A 16,352-nucleotide genomic window follows, 5' to 3' on the forward strand; every position below is an offset into this window, starting at 1 on the left:
CTCCTTGACCTGGATTAATTCGGTTGCGGCCAGCGGCGGAAGATCAACGAAGTGTTGACGCCACCGAAAGCGAAATTGTTGTTCATCACGTAGTCGTGGTGCATCTGGCGGAACTCGCCGCGCAGGTAGTCGAGCTTGCCGCAGTGCGGGTCGACTTCGTCGAGGTTGAACGTGTGCACGTACTGATCGCGATTGAGCATTTCGATGCTGAACCATGACTCCAGCGCGCCACAGGCGCCGAGCGTATGGCCGAGGAAGCTCTTTTGCGAGCTGATCGGCATGTGCTCACCGAACAGGCTGCTGGTGGCGAGCGTTTCGGCGATGTCGCCCTGTTCGGTCGCCGTGCCGTGACCGTTCACATAGCCGATGGCGTCCGGGCTGATCCCGGCGTCTTCCAGTGCCAGCTCCATGGCGCGGCGCATGGTCGTTTGTTCGGGACGGGTGGTGTGCTGGCCATCGGCGTTGCTGCCGAAACCGACGATTTCGGCGTGAATGTGCGCGCCACGGGCGAGGGCGTGTTCCAGTTCTTCGAGGACCAGCATGCCGCCACCTTCGCCAATTACCAGACCATCGCGGCCCTTGTCGTACGGGCGCGGGCTGGTTTGCGGTGCGTCGTTTTTCAGGCTCGTGGCATACAGCGCGTCGAAGACCATGGCTTCGGTCGGGCACAGCTCTTCGGCGCCACCGGCGAGCATCAATGGCAAGCGGCCGAACTTGATCGCCTCGTAGGCGTAGCCGATGCCCTGGCTGCCGCTGGTGCAGGCGCTGGACGTCGGGATCAGGCGCCCGGTAAGGCCGAAGAAGATGCTGATGTTCGCGGCCGTGGTGTGCGGCATCATCCGCACGTAGGAGTTGGCGTTCAGCCCCTCGGCCACCGAGTTGAGCAGCATGTTGCCGAACGCCTTGATCTCGTCGGTGCTGCCGGTGGAGGAACCGCAAGCGACGCCCATGCGCCCGTCCTTGATCGATTCGTCGCCGAGCAGGCCGGCATCGGCCAGGGCTTGTTCTGCCGCACCGACCGCCAGCCGCGAAACCCGGCCCATGCTGCGCAGTTGCTTGCGGGTCCAGTGCGCCGGTACCACGAAGTCATCGATGGGCCCGGCCAGCCGTGTGTTGAGTTCGCTGAAGCGGTCCCACTCGTCCATCCGGCGAATGCCGCTGCGGTTGGCCGCGAAGTTGCCGGCAATGGTCTGCCAGTCGCTGCCCAGCGAGGTGATGCCGGCCATGCCGGTGACGACGACGCGCTTCATCAGCACAGGCCTCCGTTGACCGCCAGAACCTGACGGGTGATGTACGAGGCTTCCGCCGACATCAGGAAATTCACCGCACTGGCTACCTCTTCAGGCGTGCCCATGCGTTGCGCGGGGATCATTTTCATCAGCTCTTGCACCGGCACGTTTTCGTCGAGCATGGCCGTGTCGATCAGGCCCGGCGCGACGCAGTTAACGGTGATTTTGCGCTTGCCCAGCTCGATCGCCAACGCTTTTGCCGCACCGATCACGCCGGCCTTGGACGCGCTGTAATTGACCTGGCCACGGTTGCCGATCAGCCCTGAAACCGAGGTGATGCAGACGATGCGCCCGGCGGCGCGGCGACGGATCATTGGCATCATCACCGGGTGCAGGACGTTATAGAAACCGTCGAGGTTGGTGCGCAGGACGACGTCCCAATCGTCATCGCTCAGCGCCGGAAACGCGCCGTCGCGGGTCAGCCCGGCGTTGAGCACCACGCCGTAATAGGCGCCATGGGTGTCGACATCGGCTTCGAGAATGCTTTTGCAGGTCTCACGGTCGGCGACGTCGAATTGCAGGATGCGCGCCTTACGCCCCAGTGCCTGGATTTCAGCCTGCACCGCCTGGGCTTCGGTCATGCCGCTGCGGCAATGCAGAACAATGTCGTGCCCGGCTTGAGCCAGACGCAAGGCAATGGCGCGGCCGATACCACGGCTGGAGCCGGTGACCAGTACGGATTCAGTCATCGTTCGACTCCTTTGTCTGTTGCAGATATTGGTTGGCTTGCGGCGGGCGGAACACGTTCAGTCGAGCGCTGGCGTGGATACCGTCGCCGTTGATGTGGCATTCGAACACGCCCATGCCGTTATCGTCTTCCAGTGAGCGCAGACCATGGATGGTCAATTCGCTGCCTGCCGGGAACGCCTCGACATTGCATTCGAACTTGCGCGTGCCGAGCAGAAAGCCCAGTTCCACCGGATTGCCCTTTTGCCGTGCGTGGCACCCGGCGAACGCGGCGACGCTCTGTGCCATCAGCTCGACGCCGACCCACGCGGGCAGGCTGCCGTCGGGCAGGCTGAACAGGCCGTCGGGTTTGACCGTGATGCGGGTGAAAATCTGCTCATCGTCGAAGCGGTCGATCGTGTCGATCAGAATCATGTCGCCAGCGTGGGGCAGCAGTTCGGCGAGCGGCCAGTCGTTCATGGGGCGTCTCCGATAATCAGGCTGACGTTATTGCCACCGAAGGCAAACGAGTTGCTCATCAGGTAGCGCGGTGCAATGGACGACAGACGTTCGCTCGCGGTCACCCACTTCAGCGCCGGCAGCGCAGGATCGGCCTGGCCGTCCCATAGGTGCGGCGGCAAAGCTTGTTGAGGGTTTTCGGCGCTCAGGCTCAGCCAGCAAAACGCCGCTTCCAGCGCGCCGGCCGCGCCAAGCGTGTGGCCGGTCAGCGGCTTGGTCGAGGAGCAGGCGACGCCTTCTGTAAACAGCGCCGCGACGGCCAGACTTTCCATGGCGTCGTTATGCTGGGTGGCGGTGCCGTGCAGGTTCAGGTAGTTGATTTGGGCCGGCTGCAGGTGCGCGCGAACCAAGGCTTTGTGCATCGCTTGCAGGGCGCCGCGACCGCTCGGTTCCGGCGCGGAAATATGGTGCGCATCAGAGCTGGCGCCAGCACCCAGCAGGGCAATGCCCGGTCCTTCGCCACGCTGCTTGCTCATCACAAACAGCACCGCAGCTTCGCCTATGTTGATGCCGTTGCGATTGGCTGAAAACGGATTGCAACGTTCATCAGAGACCGCTTCCAGCGAGGAGAACCCGTTGAGGGTCAGCTTGCACAAACTGTCGACGCCGCCGCACAGCACCGCGTCGCACAGGCCCAGATCAAGCAGCCGCTGGGCGCTCATCAAGGCGCGTGCGCTGGAGGTGCAGGCCGTGGATATCACGTAGGCCGGACCGCTCAGTTGCAGCCAGTCGGCGAGGAAATTCGCGGGTGCGCCGAGCTCCTGCTGACGGTAGTCGTACTCGCTGGGAAATTGCTGCTCGCGGATGTAGTGGGCCAGGCCACGACTGGCCTCATCTATGCCCGAAGTGCTGGTGCCAAGCACCACGCCGATGCGGTCACGGCCAAAGGTCTGGATCGCGCGGTCGATGTCGTCACGGATCTGCAGCGCGGCTTCCAGCAACAGTTGATTGTTGCGGCTGCTCTGATCGGCAAGATCCGCAGGAATCGACGCCAGCTCACCGCGCACGGCGGCCACCGGTAATTCACGCTCGGCCACCCAGCCGGATTCGCGGCGCATCCCCGAGCTGTCGCCGGCGAAAAGGTTGCGCGCGACTTCAGACTTGTCGCGGCCCAGGGCGCAGATCACGCCGAGAGCATTCAGGTAAGCGGTCATGGTGTCGATTCACCTAACGGGGAAACGCGATAATTCAAGCCTTGCGACAGGTCCACTTCGAAGCTCAGCGGTTGCGCGTAGCGGATGTCCCAGCGTGTCGGCAAGGAACGCTGCGCGCCTTGTTGCTGCGCGGCGGGGTAGTTGCGCTGCAGTTCGGCGGACGGCGTCAGGGCAAAAAGCAGCGCGGCGAACAATTCCCGGGCTTCGGGATTGGGCGGCAACAGACCATCGGCCTGCCAATGCCCGTCGATCAATTGCTGACGGGCCTGGGGAATGCCTAGCGGGTCCATCATCGACCAGCGCGTACCGGCGCCTTCGCGCTGGATCACCAGCAATGAATCCTGACGCTGCCCGGCTTGCTGGCGTTCGATGTGCAGTTGCAGCGGCAGGGGCAGTGTTGGGTCGGCCGCTGGCAGCGGTGGCTGGCTGGCGCAGGCATTGAGCAGCAGGGCTGACAAAACGATCACCAGCCATGCAGCAAACCCTGTGGGAGCGAGCCTGCTCGCGAATGCAATCTGACATTCGCCACCTTTGCTGACTGATACACCGCTTTCGCGAGCAGGCTCGCTCCCACAGGGTTTCAGGTGTTCAGATCGGTAGCCGTACATCAGACAGATTCCTGCAATGGCTTGCGCGCGACGACATTCACCAGCGTCTCTTCGCGCTCACCGAATGGCTTGGGTTTGCTCAACCCCAACCGCTCCAGCAGACCGAAATCCTTCGACCGGCTCCACCACAGATACGGGTAAGAGACGTTGCGCTCGGCAAACTCGAAACCCTGCCCGCGAATCATCTGCAAATACTCGGCGGCGCTCTTCTGAACGTGCATCGGATGACGGAACAGCCAGCGAATCACCCACGTATCAATGTAAGCCTCGGTGGACTCGGCGAACAGCAGATAACCGCCCGGCTTGAGTACGCGATAGAACTCCGCCAAAGCCTTTTCCTGCTCCACCAAGTGGTGGAAGGTCTGGTGGCAGAACAGCAGATCGACGCTGGCATCCGCCACGTTGAGCATCGCGCAATCGCTGCCGATCAGCTCGACTTCCAGCCCAAGGCGCGCGGCCTCTTCGGCGCTCAGCGCGAGGCTGTGCGGGTCGGCATCGACGCCGATCAGCCGCTGTGGAGCGAAGGTCTGGCGCAAGTGGCCGAAGGATTTGCCCTGGCCGCACCCGGCATCAAGCAATACAGGATTGGCGGGCAGGGGATCGCTGAACAGTCCATGCAAATCATTGATCGCCACGCGCAACACATGGTGCTGCCAGGTGTGGCTGCGCAGGAACCAGAAGCCGAAGCGCGTTTCCTCGACGTAACTGTCGCTCAAGTAGCTCATGAGGCGTCCTGTGCACAGAGTTCGGAAATCATCTTCAAGCGCCGGCGCGCTTCGCTGACGAACGGGTTGCTTTCGTCCCAGGCGTAACCGGCCAGAATCGAGCAGATCATCCGCCGAATGTCCGCCTGGCTGTCTTCGTAAAAAATCACGTCCTGGAACGTGCCGGCGTACCAACCCTCGACGTAGCAGCGGAAAGTGTCCACGCCGCGTTTCAGCGGTTCGGCAAACTCGCTTTGCCAGTCGACCGCTTCACCCTGCAACTGGCGATGCAGCACGCCTGCAGCCATGCTCGCCGAACGCATGGCAATGGTCACACCGGAGGAAAACACCGGGTCGAGGAATTCCGCCGCGTTCCCCAGCAGTGCGAACCCCGGGCCGTGCAAGGATTTGACGTTGGCCGCGTAGCCACCGAGCGTGCGTGCCGGCGTGTCCCAGACTGCTTTATCGAGGACGCCGGCGAGGCTCGGCGTCTCGGCGATGAAGCTGCGCAGACAGGCGTCGAGATCGCTGTCGCGGTTCTTGAAGTGTTCTTCAGCCGCCACCACGCCCACCGAGCAACGACCGTTGCTGAACGGGATGGTCCAGAACCACACGTCGCGGTGTTCGGGATGGGTGGTGACGAGGATTTTTTCGCGGTCGAACGCCGGGTTGTCGATGTGATCTTCAACGTGGGTGAACACGGCCTGGCGCACCGGAAAATTCGACGGCGCTTCGAGGTCGAGCAAGCGTGACAGCACTCGGCCGTAACCGCTGGCATCCAGCACGAAATCCGCTTCGACGCGGTATTCACTGCCATCTTCGCGGCGCACGTCTAGCTGCGGTTTTGCGCCTTCGAAGTCGACGCTGACGATCGCATCGCCATAGCGGATTTCTACGCCCTGCAATGCCGCTTGATCGGCCAGCAGTTTGTCGAAATCGGCGCGCTGAACCTGAAAGGTGGTCGGCTTGCCAGCCGTGAACGTATCGCTGAAATCGAAGGCGCTGTAGCGCTCGCCCCAGGCAAACGCTGCACCGGTCTTGCGCTGGAAGCCGGCGGCGATGACGGCGTCGAGCATGCCGGCTTCCTCGACGAAATCCAGGCAATGGCTGAGCAGGCTTTCGCCGATGGAAAAGCGTGGGAAATGCTGGCGTTCGAGCACCAGCACATCGTGGCCCTTGCGCTTGAGCAGGGCGGCGGCGATAGCGCCGGACGGGCCGGCACCGATGATCACGACCTGACGGGATTCCATTTCAACGATTGGCACGTGAGCTCCGGGGCAAAGGGTTATTCAGATTCAGGGGCGCGCGATGCAGACCGATAAGGGCCGGCAGCAGCGTCGCGATCAGGCCCATCAGCATCAGCGCGAAATACAGCGCCGGGGTGATGAGCTGTTGTTGCAGCAGCAAGTTGAGAAAGACGATTTCGCTCAGGCCGCGAATGTTCAGCAGCACGCTTTCACGCCAGCGGCTGGCGCCTGTGAACGAGGCGCCGGCCCAGCCCAGGCCCAGCCAGTTGCCGAGCAGTTTACTGGCAATCGGCAACAACAGCAGCGCCGCCCATTGCCTGGCGTCGAGGCTGGCGAGCGCGCTGTGTACGTCGATCTGCACGATGCCGAAAGTGAGAATCAGCGGAATCGCGATCCAGGTCTGCAGACGGCTCATCCAGCGTGCCGGCAATGGCAGCACCAGCGGTACTTTCAGCACGGCCATGCACAGCAAATAGCCGATGCCGAAAATCAGCGCGTTGAGTTTGTAATGCTCGGCCATTACCAGCAATGCGAAGAATCCGAGGCTGTAAGTCAGCGGACGGCGCACCCGCAACAGATGCAACAACAGCGGAACGCCAGCCATGGCCACCGGCAGCAACAAACTGCTCAGGTGCAGGCTGCCCTGGGCGAGGCCGAACAGCGTCCAGCAGGTCAGGTCGATGAGAATGGCGGTCTGGACCAGACGCCGGGTGGCGGCGGGCGGATAGTCGATGTGGCGCAGGTACAGGTACAACACCGGGATCGCGGTAATCGCAAAGACCAGGCCGATCGCCAGCGCGTTGAGCCACGGTTGCGACGGCAACAGCCAATACGCAACCGCCAGCCCGCAAGCGAACGGCACGGCAAAACTGGGCACAGCGATTTTCACGCTCTGGCGATCCAGGCGCAGGTCGATGACGTCGCTGAGAATATGCCCCAGCAGCACGGCGAAGCTGAGGCTGTAGAGGTTTTTCAGCCAGTGCGGAGCGATCAACTCCGCGCCGCTGAGCTGCCAGCCCGGCTCGATCCAGAAGTACATCAGCAGTGGCAAGCCGAAGCTCGCCAGCAGCAACTGACTGACAATCGGAATCAGGCCGAAGTGGCGGCCGACACGGGTTGCCAGCGCAAAAAGTATCAGGGCGAGCAACCAGAAAGCGACGACCATCATGAGCGCGTCTCCGCAGCGGCTTCATGCCGCCCGGCCCACGGCGCGAGCATGAAGCTGAACGCCAGGCCAAGGCTTACCGACAGGCCGAAATTACTCACCGCCGGCGTGCTTGAAACCGCCAGCAGTCCGAACGACAACCAGGTCGTCACCGCTGCGAGCAAGGTACCGAGCAGACTCACCGCCGCGCCGCCGACCTGTTCGCGCATGAGGATCGCATAATCGACGCTGATCGCCGTCACCAGCAGCAGGCCGAACAGGCTGAACAGCGTCAGCGGCTGACCGAGCCAGCCGAGGCTGGCCAGACTGCACAGCGCCGCCAGCAGCGGCAGGGCGACGATGCGCAACGCGCCGGTCAGGCCGAACGGCAGGATCAGCACCAGCACGATCAACACGCAGGAAGCGAGTTTCAGTTCGGCGGCGCTGATCTGCGTGGCGGCGAAAACCTTGTTCAGATCGCCCAGGCGATCGACCAGCACCACCCCCGGCAAGTCCAGCGCCTGTACGCGCAGCAGCGACGGATTGTTCAAGCCCTGCAGGCTGGTCATCGCGGCAACGCCGTCTGCGGTCGGTCCGAGCCAGAGCGTTCGATAAGGCTCGCCGAGCGGCCCGGCCAGCGCCGCGTCGATGTCTTCGGCAGGCAACGTCTGCAACTGCTGCAATTCGTTTTGCAACGCCGCCGCTGGCACGCCGAGATCGAGCAGCGGCTGCCAGAACGACGGCAGCCTGTTCAATGCTTCGCGCACTTGCTGTTGCTGGCTCGGCGCGCTGACCAATTGGTCGAGGGCCAGATAGCCCTGCAGCTTGTCGAGGTTGACCAGTTGCTGCAAACGCTCACTCAACGCTGCCTGCCGCTCGAGCAACTGCTGCTGGTTGGCGGCGCGGATGAGGAAGAACTGACTGGTCGGCTGATAACCGGTAATGCGTGCGATGGTCTGCGCTTCATCGGTCAGATGCTGCGGCGCACCGACCCATTGGCGGATGTCGTTTTTGCTTTGCAGCTGCATCAGACCGCCGATGCAGCAAGCGATCAGCAAGGCCAATAGCACCGAAGTGCTGACGCGTTCTATCAGTTTTTCGCGCAGACGGATCAGGCGTTCCGCCAGTCGCAGCGGCCATCGCGCCGGGCGCAGTTCGACATTTTTCAGCAGCGCCGGGAGCAGACAGACGGCAGACAGGTAGGCACCGAGCAAGCCTGCGGCGGAGAACACGGCGATTTGCGTCAACGCCGGGAACGGTGTCCACGCCAGCGCCAGATAACCGATGACGCTGGTGATCAGACTCAGTGTCAGCCCCGGCAAGGTCAGGCGCAGGGCCGGCCAACTGCGCCATGGCTTGAGGCTCCAGCTCTTGGACAGATAGTGCAGCGGATAATCCACGGCGACGCCGATCAGGCTAGAGCCGAGCACCAGCGTCATCACATGCATGTGGCCGAATAGCGCCACGCACGCCACGGCACCAAACAACATGCCGACCAGCACCGGGACGAACGCCAGCAACACGCGCCAGCGACGAAACGCCAACAGCAGCAACAGCAGAATGCCGACCGTCGCGCCGCCGCCTACCCAAGTCATTTCGCGGGTGGCTTGTTGTTGCCCGTTGGCTGCGAACAGCAGGCCGCTGGCGGCAAGCAATTGCACGTCGGACTTTGCCGCCTGCTCGCGGCTGCGCTGGAGCAGATCCGCCACTTGCAGCGGCAGGTTCATGTCGAAGGCGTTGCCGGTGGTACGTGCACGCAGCATCACCCAGCTGTTGCCGTCGGCATCGGCGACCAGAGCGCCGCTGCCGATGTCCAGTTGCACCGCGCCGTGTTTCGGCTGGCTGTTCTGGATGCGTCCGGTCAGGCCCAGCCAATCGTCCTGGCTGGGCACCAGCGTGAAACCGTTGAACGGGTCGAACAGGGCCTGCACCCGTTGCTGAATGAACGCATCGGGGTGCTCGCTGAGCAGTTGGCGATCATCTTCCGAGAGCATCGCCAATCGCCCTTGCAGCAATTGCGTGCGCAGCGCCGGCAAGTCCGCTTGCAGGTTCCACTGCACTTTTTCGAACAGACCGCTGGCCTGCCATTGCTCGCCCAGTTGCTGCGCCATGGCCAGCGCATGCTGGCGATCGGCGTGGCCGACCAGCACCAGCATTTCCCGGTTGAGCGGCTCCTGGATGCGCTGTTCGGCGCGCAGTTCGAGGGCGTCTGGACTCGTCCCGGGCACCAACTCCATCAGGTTCGCCGATAGAGGCGCACCGTCGCGCCACTGCCAGCCGGCCAGCGCCACCACGGCCAGCAGCAGGGTCAGAAACAGCCAGGGCAGCCTGCGTTCACTCAGCAAAGTCATGTTGCTCCGCATCGCTCAACGGTTGCTCGGCCGTGCTGTCCTGCAGGCGCAGCAGCGTGCTGTCGCCTTGGGTTTCCATCAGTTCGATGGTTTGCACCAATTCGCCGCCGTCGATGTTGATGCGGTTGAACACTTGCTTGAGCAGCATCGAGCGCGGGGTCAACGTCAGTATCCACTGCTGTGCCGTGCCGCTCAGAGCCAGCTCGAAATCCCGTTGCAAGCCGCTGCTGTCGCCTTGCAGCACGGCGAGGAACAAGCGGTTCTGCTCGGCCCCGGCGCTCTTGCCTGGCAGCAATTGCCAGCCGTTGTTGTCGCGACGGGCGATGCCTTTGGCGGTGATGCGGTAGTCCTGCTGCAGCGGGGTTTTCAACAACCACAGCAGACCATGATCTTTCGCCAAGACAAAACTGCCTTTGCTGATCAGCGGTTTCGGCAAGGCGCGCAGGTGTTTTTCCTGAGTGAACCGGCCATGGATCACATCCGGTTTCGCCAGTTGCTCACTAAGTTGTTGCAGGTCAAAGGCGTTGGCCCATGACGACACGGCCAGCAGCGCCAAAGCGCCAAGGCTTTTGAAAAAAGGGTTCATCGCAGCATCCTTTCCACGGCATCGGTGAAAACTTTCGGTGAAGCCAGCTGCATTTCACGGCTGCTGACCTCGACGGCGACCTGCACCGAGCTGGCGCGGGTCAGGCGTTCGCCGCTTTGCAGGTCGGTGATCAGGTAGTTGATCTTCAGACGGTTTTCCCATTCGACCAGACTGGCGCGCACATTCAGCCGTTGGCCGAACACCGCGCCGCGCACGTAACGCAGTTGCAGGTCGATGATCGGCCAGGCGTAACCCGACTCGACCATGTGCGTGTAGTTGTGGCCGATCTTGTCCAGCAGCGCGCACCGGGCCACTTCCAGGTATTTGACGTAATGGCCGTGCCAGACCACATGCATCGTATCGACGTCGAAAAACGGCACGAGGATCTCGGTATCGGCGTGAAGCACTCCGGCACTACGCATGCAGCCTCCAGTGTTGCGCGGCGATGCGTTGCAGGCACAGGCGCAGCTCGCCTTCCAGCGCACGGTCTTCGATGACGGGCGGGAAGTCTTTAGCCAGTTCTTCATGCATCGCGGCCAGTGCTGGCGGCAGCGGGCGTGCGTCTGCGGCTTGAGCGCGCAGCCACACGCCCTGATTGGCGGCAAGCAACGTGGCGGCGGCGACCTGTTCGGTCAGCTCCAGCACGCGGATCGCATCACGGGCGGCGATGGTGCCCATGCTCACCTTGTCCTGGTTATGGCATTCGGTGGAGCGAGAAAATACGCTCGCCGGCATGGTGTTTTTCAGCGCTTCGGCGGTCCACGCGCTGGTGCCGATCTGCACTGCCTTGAAGCCGTGATTGATCATCGCCCGATCCGCCGGGGCGCCGGACAGGTTGCTCGGCAAGCCATGGTTGTAGCGCTCGTCGACCAGCAGCGCGAGTTGCCGATCGAGCAGGTCGGCGACGTTGGCCACGAGGTTTTTCAGGCTGTCCATGGCGAACGCAATATGCCCGCCGTAGAAGTGCCCGCCGTGCAGCACACGCTCGGCTTCGGCGTCGATGATCGGGTTGTCGTTGGCGCTGTTCAGTTCGGTCTCGATGAACCCGCGCAGCCAGGTCAGGCTGTCGGCCAGCACGCCGAGTACATGCGGCGCGCAACGCAGCGAGTAACGATCCTGCAGGCGATGCAACGGCGCGGTCGGTGCATCGATCGCCAGATCCTTGCGCAGCCACGCGGCCACCTGCATTTGCCCGGGATGCGGTTTTGCGGCGAACAGGCGCTCGTCGAAATGCTCTGGATTGCCCTGCAGCGCCACGACGTTGAGCGCAGTGATGCGCGTGGCCAGTTGCAGCAGGTAATCGGCGCGGGCGAAGGCGAGGCAGGCGAGACCGGTCATCACCGCCGTGCCGTTCATCAGTGCCAGCGCTTCTTTCGGACGCAGCACCAGCGGTGTCCAGCCCAGCTCGCGGTGCACATCGGCGGCTTGGCGGCGTTCGCCACGGAACATTACTTCGCGCTCACCGGACAGGGTCGCGGCGACGTAGGACAGCGGCGTCAGATCGCCGCTGGCGCCGACCGAGCCTTCCTCGGGAATCAGCGGCAGGATGTCGTATTCGAGAAACGCGTGCAGACGCTCCAGCAGCTCCACGCGCACCCCGGACACGCCGTGGCACAGCGACTGCAAACGCGCCGCGAGCACTGCGCGTGTGGCCTGCGCGTCGAGCAGTTTGCCCAGCCCGCAACCATGAAACGTATAGAGATGGCGCGGCAACGCTTCGACGTGATGCAGCGGCACCGCGACCACGCAGGAATCGCCGTACCCGGTGGTGACGCCGTAGATCACGCCTTCCTTGTCCAGAAGCGAATCGAGAAAACGCGCGCCCTTGGCGATGCGCTCGCGATAGTCGGCGTCATCCTGCAATTGCACGGGCGCCTGACGGTTGGCCAGGGCCAGCACGTCTTCGATGCGCAAAGGGCGTTCGCCGAAGGTTACCGGCTCATGGGTGGGCGTCGTCATCGGTCTTCCAGAAAGGGTAAAAGTTGAACCATTGCTGCGGGGCTTCGAGGCAATAGTGACTCAGGCGTTGCGCATAGCGGCTGGCCCACTGATGAATGACCTGCTCGCGCTCGCGGCGTGTCCACACCACCGCGTCGGCGAAAGGTTCGAGGGTCAGGCGATAGTGGCCGTCGGGTTGCTTGAGGCACATCAGCAGATTGACCGGGCACTTGAGCAGGCCGGCCAGCAGCCACGGACCTTGCGGGAACGGCGCCGGGTGGCCGAGAAAATCCACGGTCACGCTACGGCCGCCGTGCAGCGGCACGCGGTCGCCGGCAATGGCCAGCCACTCACCGCGCTCCAGGCGTTCGTGCAGTTGCAGCATGATCACCGGGTCGAGTTCGCTGACCTGAATCAGGCGCAGATTGGTCGCCCCCGCTTCGCCGAGCAAACGGTTGAACTGCTCGGCGTGCTTGGTGTGCACCAGCACGTTCATGGTGACCTTTTCGCCAATCTCGGCCAGCGCCCGGCACACCTCGAGATTGCCCAGGTGCGCACCGACCAGCAGTTGCCCGCGACTGCCGCGCAACTGGTTGCGCAGCAGGGCAGGGTCGATGATTTCAATGTGTTCGATGCTTAATTTACCGTTCCACACGTCGAGCTTGTCGAGCAGCGAATCGGCGAAGGTCATGAACTGGCTGAACACTCGCCAGTGGGTCGGGCGCAAGTCGTCGCGCTGACTCCAGTCGGCCAGGCGCTGCTGATATTGCCAGGCGCTGCGCCGGGCGATGCGGCCGAAGAGGAAAAAATACAGAACGATGCCGTACAGCAACGGGCTGAGCAGGCGCCGGCCAAGGACTTTGGCGGCGAACGCGGTGAATTTCATCAGCAGGAAACTGCCGCGCTCTTCGCGGTCGGCCCAGTGCTTCTTGTCGGCGTTTTCGCTCATGGTTTCCACCGTCGCCAGAGGATTACCGGCATACGCAGCAACATGCCGAAGAACAGCCGCGTGTGCATGCTGGAAATCAGCGCGTTGTCATGAAACAGGCGAAAGTGCGACACACCGTCCAGCGGGTAATGCACGCTGGTCTGCAGCCAGCGCATCGGTTGATTGCGCCACGACAGGCGTACAAGAATGTCCGAGTCGAAATCCATGCGCTTGCCGACTTTCGCCGAGTCGATCACCACCAGGGTCGGCGCCAAAGGGTAGACGCGGAAACCGCACATCGAATCGCGGATCTGCAACGACAGGGTGTTGATCCACACCATTACGTGAGTCAGATAGCGCGCATACAAACGCCCTTTCGGCACGCTCTCATCGAACAGCGGATAACCGCAGATCATCGCTTCGGGATGGGCGCGGGATTCTTCAACGAAGCGCGCCACGTCGTGCAAGTCGTGCTGGCCGTCGGCGTCGACCTGCAAGGCATGGCTGAAGCCCAGCCGCGAGGCTTCGCGCAAACCTGTCATCACCGCACCGCCCTTGCCCTGATTGGCTGTGAGGCGCACCAGAAAAACCCGGTCGCGCTCGGCCAGGGTGTCGAGCACCCGCGCGCAGGAGGGCTCGCTGGCATCGTCCACCAGAATGCACGGCAGGCCTTGCGCAAGCAGAGCATCGACCACGGTGGCAATCGCGGTTTCGTGGTTGTACACCGGGATTACGGCGCAGGGGTTATGCATGGGGAGCCCCCAGAAGAATGCGTCCACTGGAGCAGGTCGCCGTGGCATTTCGGTAAGCGAAATACAGTTTGCCGCGCTCCGCATCGAAACGCAGGTGCAGCTGGATCTCATCACCGGGCCGCACCAGTTGCTGGAACTTCAGCACTTCCATACCGGCGAACGCGCCCGTCAGGTTCAGCAACTGCCTGCCAAGATTCAACGCCCATTCCACCTGCACAACGCCGGGCAGCACGGGGGCCTTGGGGAAGTGGCCGCTGAAGTAGGCCAGGTCCGGCGGTACGTTGAGTTGCAGGTGCCACTCGCCATCGGTTTGCGCTTGCGCCAGCACCTCGGGCGCTTTCGGGCGGTCACCGATGAGCAGCGCTTCGATGTCGGCCTGAGGCAGTTTGCCCTGGCTGTTCAGCGGCAGTTGCCGCACCAGGCGCCAGCGCCGGGGCAGGGCCAGCGCCTCGCAATGCTCTCTCAGGTGCTGGCGCAAGGTTTCGGTCAGGCTGCGACGGCCGTGTTCGCGCAGGGCAAACAGGCCTGACTCGCTCAGCACCAGCAAGGCGCCGAGGGATGCACGGTTTTCCTGAACCACGCCCAGCCGCGCTTCGGCGACCCAGTCGTGGGTGACAAGGGCTTGCTCGAGCATCGGCAGGGAAACACGTTTTTCTTCGAGTTTGACGATCCGGTCCAGTCGCCCCAGCAGTTCAAATCGACCGTCGGCAGCGATGCGCGCGGCATCGGCGGTGTGTTCGATACGGCCGACGGGCAGATAGGGGGAGGCGACGAGCAGCGCGCCGTCGCTGTCCTGACTCAGCTCGACACCGGCAAACGGCTGCCACAAGGGTTCGCCCTGACGCCAGGCGATGCCACCGGTTTCCGAGCTGCCGAGGATTTCCGTCGGCCACTGCTGCAAGCGCTGCTTGAGACGCTGTGCCGCCTCGGCCGGTAATGCCCCGCCGGAAGAAAACACCCGACGCACAGCACTCATGGCCGGCCAGTCGAGGTTGTCGCCCATGCGCTTGAGCAAGGCCGGGCTGGCGACCCAGGCAAACGCCGGATGTTCGCGGCTGGCACGCTGCAAGTCTTCAGCAAAGGCGAGTTGCCTGCGCACGATCGGGCGTCCGGCGCACAACGGCCACAGCACGCGGAAGAGCAGGCCGTAAATATGCTGGGTGGCGACGCTGCCGATGATGCAGGCTTCGCCCAGGCCAGTGCCCCATAGCTGCTCCAATGCTTCGACTTCATTGGCCAGTTGGCGCAGGGTCTTGTCGATGCGCTTGGGTTCGCCGCTGGAGCCGGAGGTGCACAGGCTCAGACGGCATTGATCCAGATCCAGCTCGGCGCCGGACAATGGCGGTTGCTGGAAGTCGTTCAATTGCGCGTCGTCGGGTTGATCCGTCAGCCACAGATCGACTTCACCCGCCCAACGCTGGCGGGTCTGCGGTTGCAGATCCGAGGGCAGCAAAACGCTGACGCCGGCACGCCAGGCGCCGAGCAGGGCGATGGCGAGGTCGGCGGCATCTTCAAGTTGCACGGCCAGCCGATTGATGCCTCTGGCTTGCAGACCGGCCGCGACGCTCAATGCGCACTCGTGCAACTGTGCGTGATCCAGTGCCGGCGCCTGGCAGATCGCCCGTGCCGGCAACGCCTTGAGCAACAGTCGCTCAAGTTTTATCCAATTCATGTACGGCCTCTTACCCGTTGTCGTATCAGCCATTCAATGGCAAACATCAGGCCGATCAATCCGTAGGAGATCAGGCCGGTGTACAACATCCACCAATCCAGCGGCGCCCACAGGGTGAGGAGGGCGGCGCACAAACCGTTGCAAAAGAAAAACACGCTCCAGGCCACCGTGACCTTGCGCGTGTAGAGAATGGCAATATCCGGCAGCTCCGGCTCACGCAACCGCGCCAGACGCTCGACCATCGGTGGCCCGTATTTCAGGCTCAGACCGAACATTGCCAGCATGAAAGCGCTGATCAGCACGGGGTACCAGCGCAGCAATTGCGGGCTGTCGAACGCTGCCAGCAGCAGGCAGAACACGATGGCTACGCAAGCCATCCACAGGCTGCCGGGTTTGCGTTCGCCGGTCAGGGCACGTGCCAGCCACAGGCTGCCCAGCAGCAGCGCAAATTGCCACGGGGCAAAATGCTCCATGCCGAAATACACCGCAAAGGGGTACAGCAGACCGGCCAGCAACAGGCCCAGGCCGATCAGCCGGCTCATGCGGCCGGTTGAACCAGACGGAACACCGCCTCGACCACGTCACCGACGGTGCGCACCGATTTGAATTCCTCGGCGGCGATTTTCTTGCCGGTCTGGCGTTTGATGTGGTCGATCAGGTCAACGGCGTCGATGCTGTCGATTTCCAGATCCTGATACAGGTTGGCGTCCATGCTGACCCGGCCCGGATCCAGTTCGAACAGCTCGACCAGGGCATCGCGCAGGGTAATGAAAATATCGTCACGAGTTTGCATG

At 63.0% G+C, this 16,352-nt stretch carries 17 protein-coding genes; all 17 read right to left on the reverse strand.

The annotated features are described in order from the left end of the window. Positions 1-14: 14 nt before the first annotated feature. Genes HU727_RS11920 through HU727_RS12000 form a run of 17 tightly spaced genes read right to left on the reverse strand, consistent with a single transcriptional unit; the run spans position 15 to position 16,351 of the window. Positions 15-1,250 (reverse strand): beta-ketoacyl-ACP synthase, encoded by a 1,236-nt coding sequence (locus tag HU727_RS11920; RefSeq protein WP_186531874.1) that lies wholly within the window; start codon positions 1,248-1,250, stop codon positions 15-17. Then, positions 1,250-1,978, reverse strand: a complete 729-nt coding sequence (gene fabG / locus HU727_RS11925; RefSeq protein WP_186531873.1) for a 3-oxoacyl-ACP reductase FabG — start codon at positions 1,976-1,978, stop codon at positions 1,250-1,252. The genes HU727_RS11920 and fabG overlap by 1 nt, the downstream gene beginning before the upstream one ends. Further along, positions 1,971-2,435, reverse strand: coding sequence for a hotdog family protein (locus HU727_RS11930; protein WP_186531872.1), 465 nt, complete (start codon positions 2,433-2,435; stop codon positions 1,971-1,973). Before HU727_RS11930 ends, fabG begins: the two co-directional genes overlap by 8 nt. Continuing rightward, complete coding sequence (locus HU727_RS11935) at positions 2,432-3,628, reverse strand: beta-ketoacyl-[acyl-carrier-protein] synthase family protein (RefSeq protein WP_186531871.1); 1,197 nt, start codon at positions 3,626-3,628, stop codon at positions 2,432-2,434. Before HU727_RS11935 ends, HU727_RS11930 begins: the two co-directional genes overlap by 4 nt. After that, positions 3,625-4,236, reverse strand: coding sequence for a hypothetical protein (locus tag HU727_RS11940; RefSeq protein ID WP_186531870.1), 612 nt, complete (start codon positions 4,234-4,236; stop codon positions 3,625-3,627). The genes HU727_RS11935 and HU727_RS11940 overlap by 4 nt, the downstream gene beginning before the upstream one ends. Further along, complete coding sequence (locus HU727_RS11945) at positions 4,236-4,961, reverse strand: class I SAM-dependent methyltransferase (protein WP_186531869.1); 726 nt, start codon at positions 4,959-4,961, stop codon at positions 4,236-4,238. The genes HU727_RS11940 and HU727_RS11945 overlap by 1 nt, the downstream gene beginning before the upstream one ends. Continuing rightward, entirely contained in the window at positions 4,958-6,205 is a 1,248-nt protein-coding gene (locus tag HU727_RS11950) for an NAD(P)/FAD-dependent oxidoreductase (RefSeq protein ID WP_186531868.1), read from the reverse strand. The genes HU727_RS11945 and HU727_RS11950 overlap by 4 nt, the downstream gene beginning before the upstream one ends. Next, entirely contained in the window at positions 6,192-7,355 is a 1,164-nt protein-coding gene (locus HU727_RS11955; RefSeq protein ID WP_186531867.1) for a cation:proton antiporter, read from the reverse strand. The genes HU727_RS11950 and HU727_RS11955 overlap by 14 nt, the downstream gene beginning before the upstream one ends. Next, positions 7,352-9,682, reverse strand: a complete 2,331-nt coding sequence (locus HU727_RS11960; RefSeq protein WP_186531865.1) for an MMPL family transporter — start codon at positions 9,680-9,682, stop codon at positions 7,352-7,354. Before HU727_RS11960 ends, HU727_RS11955 begins: the two co-directional genes overlap by 4 nt. Further along, entirely contained in the window at positions 9,666-10,268 is a 603-nt protein-coding gene (locus HU727_RS11965; RefSeq protein WP_186531863.1) for an outer membrane lipoprotein carrier protein LolA, read from the reverse strand. Before HU727_RS11965 ends, HU727_RS11960 begins: the two co-directional genes overlap by 17 nt. Then, entirely contained in the window at positions 10,265-10,690 is a 426-nt protein-coding gene (locus tag HU727_RS11970; protein WP_186531861.1) for an acyl-CoA thioesterase, read from the reverse strand. The genes HU727_RS11965 and HU727_RS11970 overlap by 4 nt, the downstream gene beginning before the upstream one ends. Continuing rightward, positions 10,683-12,227 (reverse strand): HAL/PAL/TAL family ammonia-lyase, encoded by a 1,545-nt coding sequence (locus HU727_RS11975; protein ID WP_186531859.1) that lies wholly within the window; start codon positions 12,225-12,227, stop codon positions 10,683-10,685. Before HU727_RS11975 ends, HU727_RS11970 begins: the two co-directional genes overlap by 8 nt. After that, positions 12,208-13,155 (reverse strand): lysophospholipid acyltransferase family protein, encoded by a 948-nt coding sequence (locus HU727_RS11980; RefSeq protein ID WP_186531858.1) that lies wholly within the window; start codon positions 13,153-13,155, stop codon positions 12,208-12,210. Before HU727_RS11980 ends, HU727_RS11975 begins: the two co-directional genes overlap by 20 nt. After that, the gene (locus HU727_RS11985) at positions 13,152-13,886 is read right to left on the reverse strand and encodes a glycosyltransferase family 2 protein (RefSeq protein WP_186531857.1); all 735 of its coding nucleotides are present in this window, start codon (positions 13,884-13,886) and stop codon (positions 13,152-13,154) included. The genes HU727_RS11980 and HU727_RS11985 overlap by 4 nt, the downstream gene beginning before the upstream one ends. Continuing rightward, positions 13,879-15,558 carry an acyl-CoA synthetase family protein gene (locus HU727_RS11990; RefSeq protein WP_186531856.1) on the reverse strand — a complete coding sequence of 560 codons (1,680 nt, stop codon included), beginning with the start codon at positions 15,556-15,558 and terminating at the stop codon, positions 13,879-13,881. Before HU727_RS11990 ends, HU727_RS11985 begins: the two co-directional genes overlap by 8 nt. After that, positions 15,555-16,100, reverse strand: coding sequence for a COG4648 family protein (locus tag HU727_RS11995; protein ID WP_186531855.1), 546 nt, complete (start codon positions 16,098-16,100; stop codon positions 15,555-15,557). Before HU727_RS11995 ends, HU727_RS11990 begins: the two co-directional genes overlap by 4 nt. After that, positions 16,097-16,351, reverse strand: a complete 255-nt coding sequence (locus HU727_RS12000) for an acyl carrier protein (protein ID WP_186531854.1) — start codon at positions 16,349-16,351, stop codon at positions 16,097-16,099. Before HU727_RS12000 ends, HU727_RS11995 begins: the two co-directional genes overlap by 4 nt. Position 16,352: the final 1 nt, after the last annotated feature.

The organism is Pseudomonas khorasanensis (genome assembly GCF_014268505.2).
Taxonomy (GTDB): Bacteria; Pseudomonadota; Gammaproteobacteria; order Pseudomonadales; family Pseudomonadaceae; genus Aquipseudomonas; species Aquipseudomonas khorasanensis.

Bases quoted from the DNA above. Each gene is read 5' to 3' on its own strand.
- HU727_RS12000 (WP_186531854.1), bottom strand. From the start codon at position 16,351: ATGCAAACTCGTGACGATATTTTCATTACCCTGCGCGATGCCCTGGTC.
- HU727_RS11945 (WP_186531869.1), bottom strand. From the start codon at position 4,961: ATGAGCTACTTGAGCGACAGTTACGTCGAGGAAACGCGCTTCGGCTTC.
- HU727_RS11940 (WP_186531870.1), bottom strand. From the start codon at position 4,236: ATGTACGGCTACCGATCTGAACACCTGAAACCCTGTGGGAGCGAGCCT.
- HU727_RS11995 (WP_186531855.1), bottom strand. From the start codon at position 16,100: ATGAGCCGGCTGATCGGCCTGGGCCTGTTGCTGGCCGGTCTGCTGTAC.
- HU727_RS11970 (WP_186531861.1), bottom strand. From the start codon at position 10,690: ATGCGTAGTGCCGGAGTGCTTCACGCCGATACCGAGATCCTCGTGCCG.
- HU727_RS11975 (WP_186531859.1), bottom strand. From the start codon at position 12,227: ATGACGACGCCCACCCATGAGCCGGTAACCTTCGGCGAACGCCCTTTG.
- HU727_RS11920 (WP_186531874.1), bottom strand. From the start codon at position 1,250: ATGAAGCGCGTCGTCGTCACCGGCATGGCCGGCATCACCTCGCTGGGC.
- HU727_RS11955 (WP_186531867.1), bottom strand. From the start codon at position 7,355: ATGATGGTCGTCGCTTTCTGGTTGCTCGCCCTGATACTTTTTGCGCTG.
- HU727_RS11980 (WP_186531858.1), bottom strand. From the start codon at position 13,155: ATGAGCGAAAACGCCGACAAGAAGCACTGGGCCGACCGCGAAGAGCGC.
- HU727_RS11990 (WP_186531856.1), bottom strand. From the start codon at position 15,558: ATGAATTGGATAAAACTTGAGCGACTGTTGCTCAAGGCGTTGCCGGCA.
- HU727_RS11960 (WP_186531865.1), bottom strand. From the start codon at position 9,682: ATGACTTTGCTGAGTGAACGCAGGCTGCCCTGGCTGTTTCTGACCCTG.
- fabG (WP_186531873.1), bottom strand. From the start codon at position 1,978: ATGACTGAATCCGTACTGGTCACCGGCTCCAGCCGTGGTATCGGCCGC.
- HU727_RS11965 (WP_186531863.1), bottom strand. From the start codon at position 10,268: ATGAACCCTTTTTTCAAAAGCCTTGGCGCTTTGGCGCTGCTGGCCGTG.
- HU727_RS11930 (WP_186531872.1), bottom strand. From the start codon at position 2,435: ATGAACGACTGGCCGCTCGCCGAACTGCTGCCCCACGCTGGCGACATG.
- HU727_RS11985 (WP_186531857.1), bottom strand. From the start codon at position 13,886: ATGCATAACCCCTGCGCCGTAATCCCGGTGTACAACCACGAAACCGCG.
- HU727_RS11935 (WP_186531871.1), bottom strand. From the start codon at position 3,628: ATGACCGCTTACCTGAATGCTCTCGGCGTGATCTGCGCCCTGGGCCGC.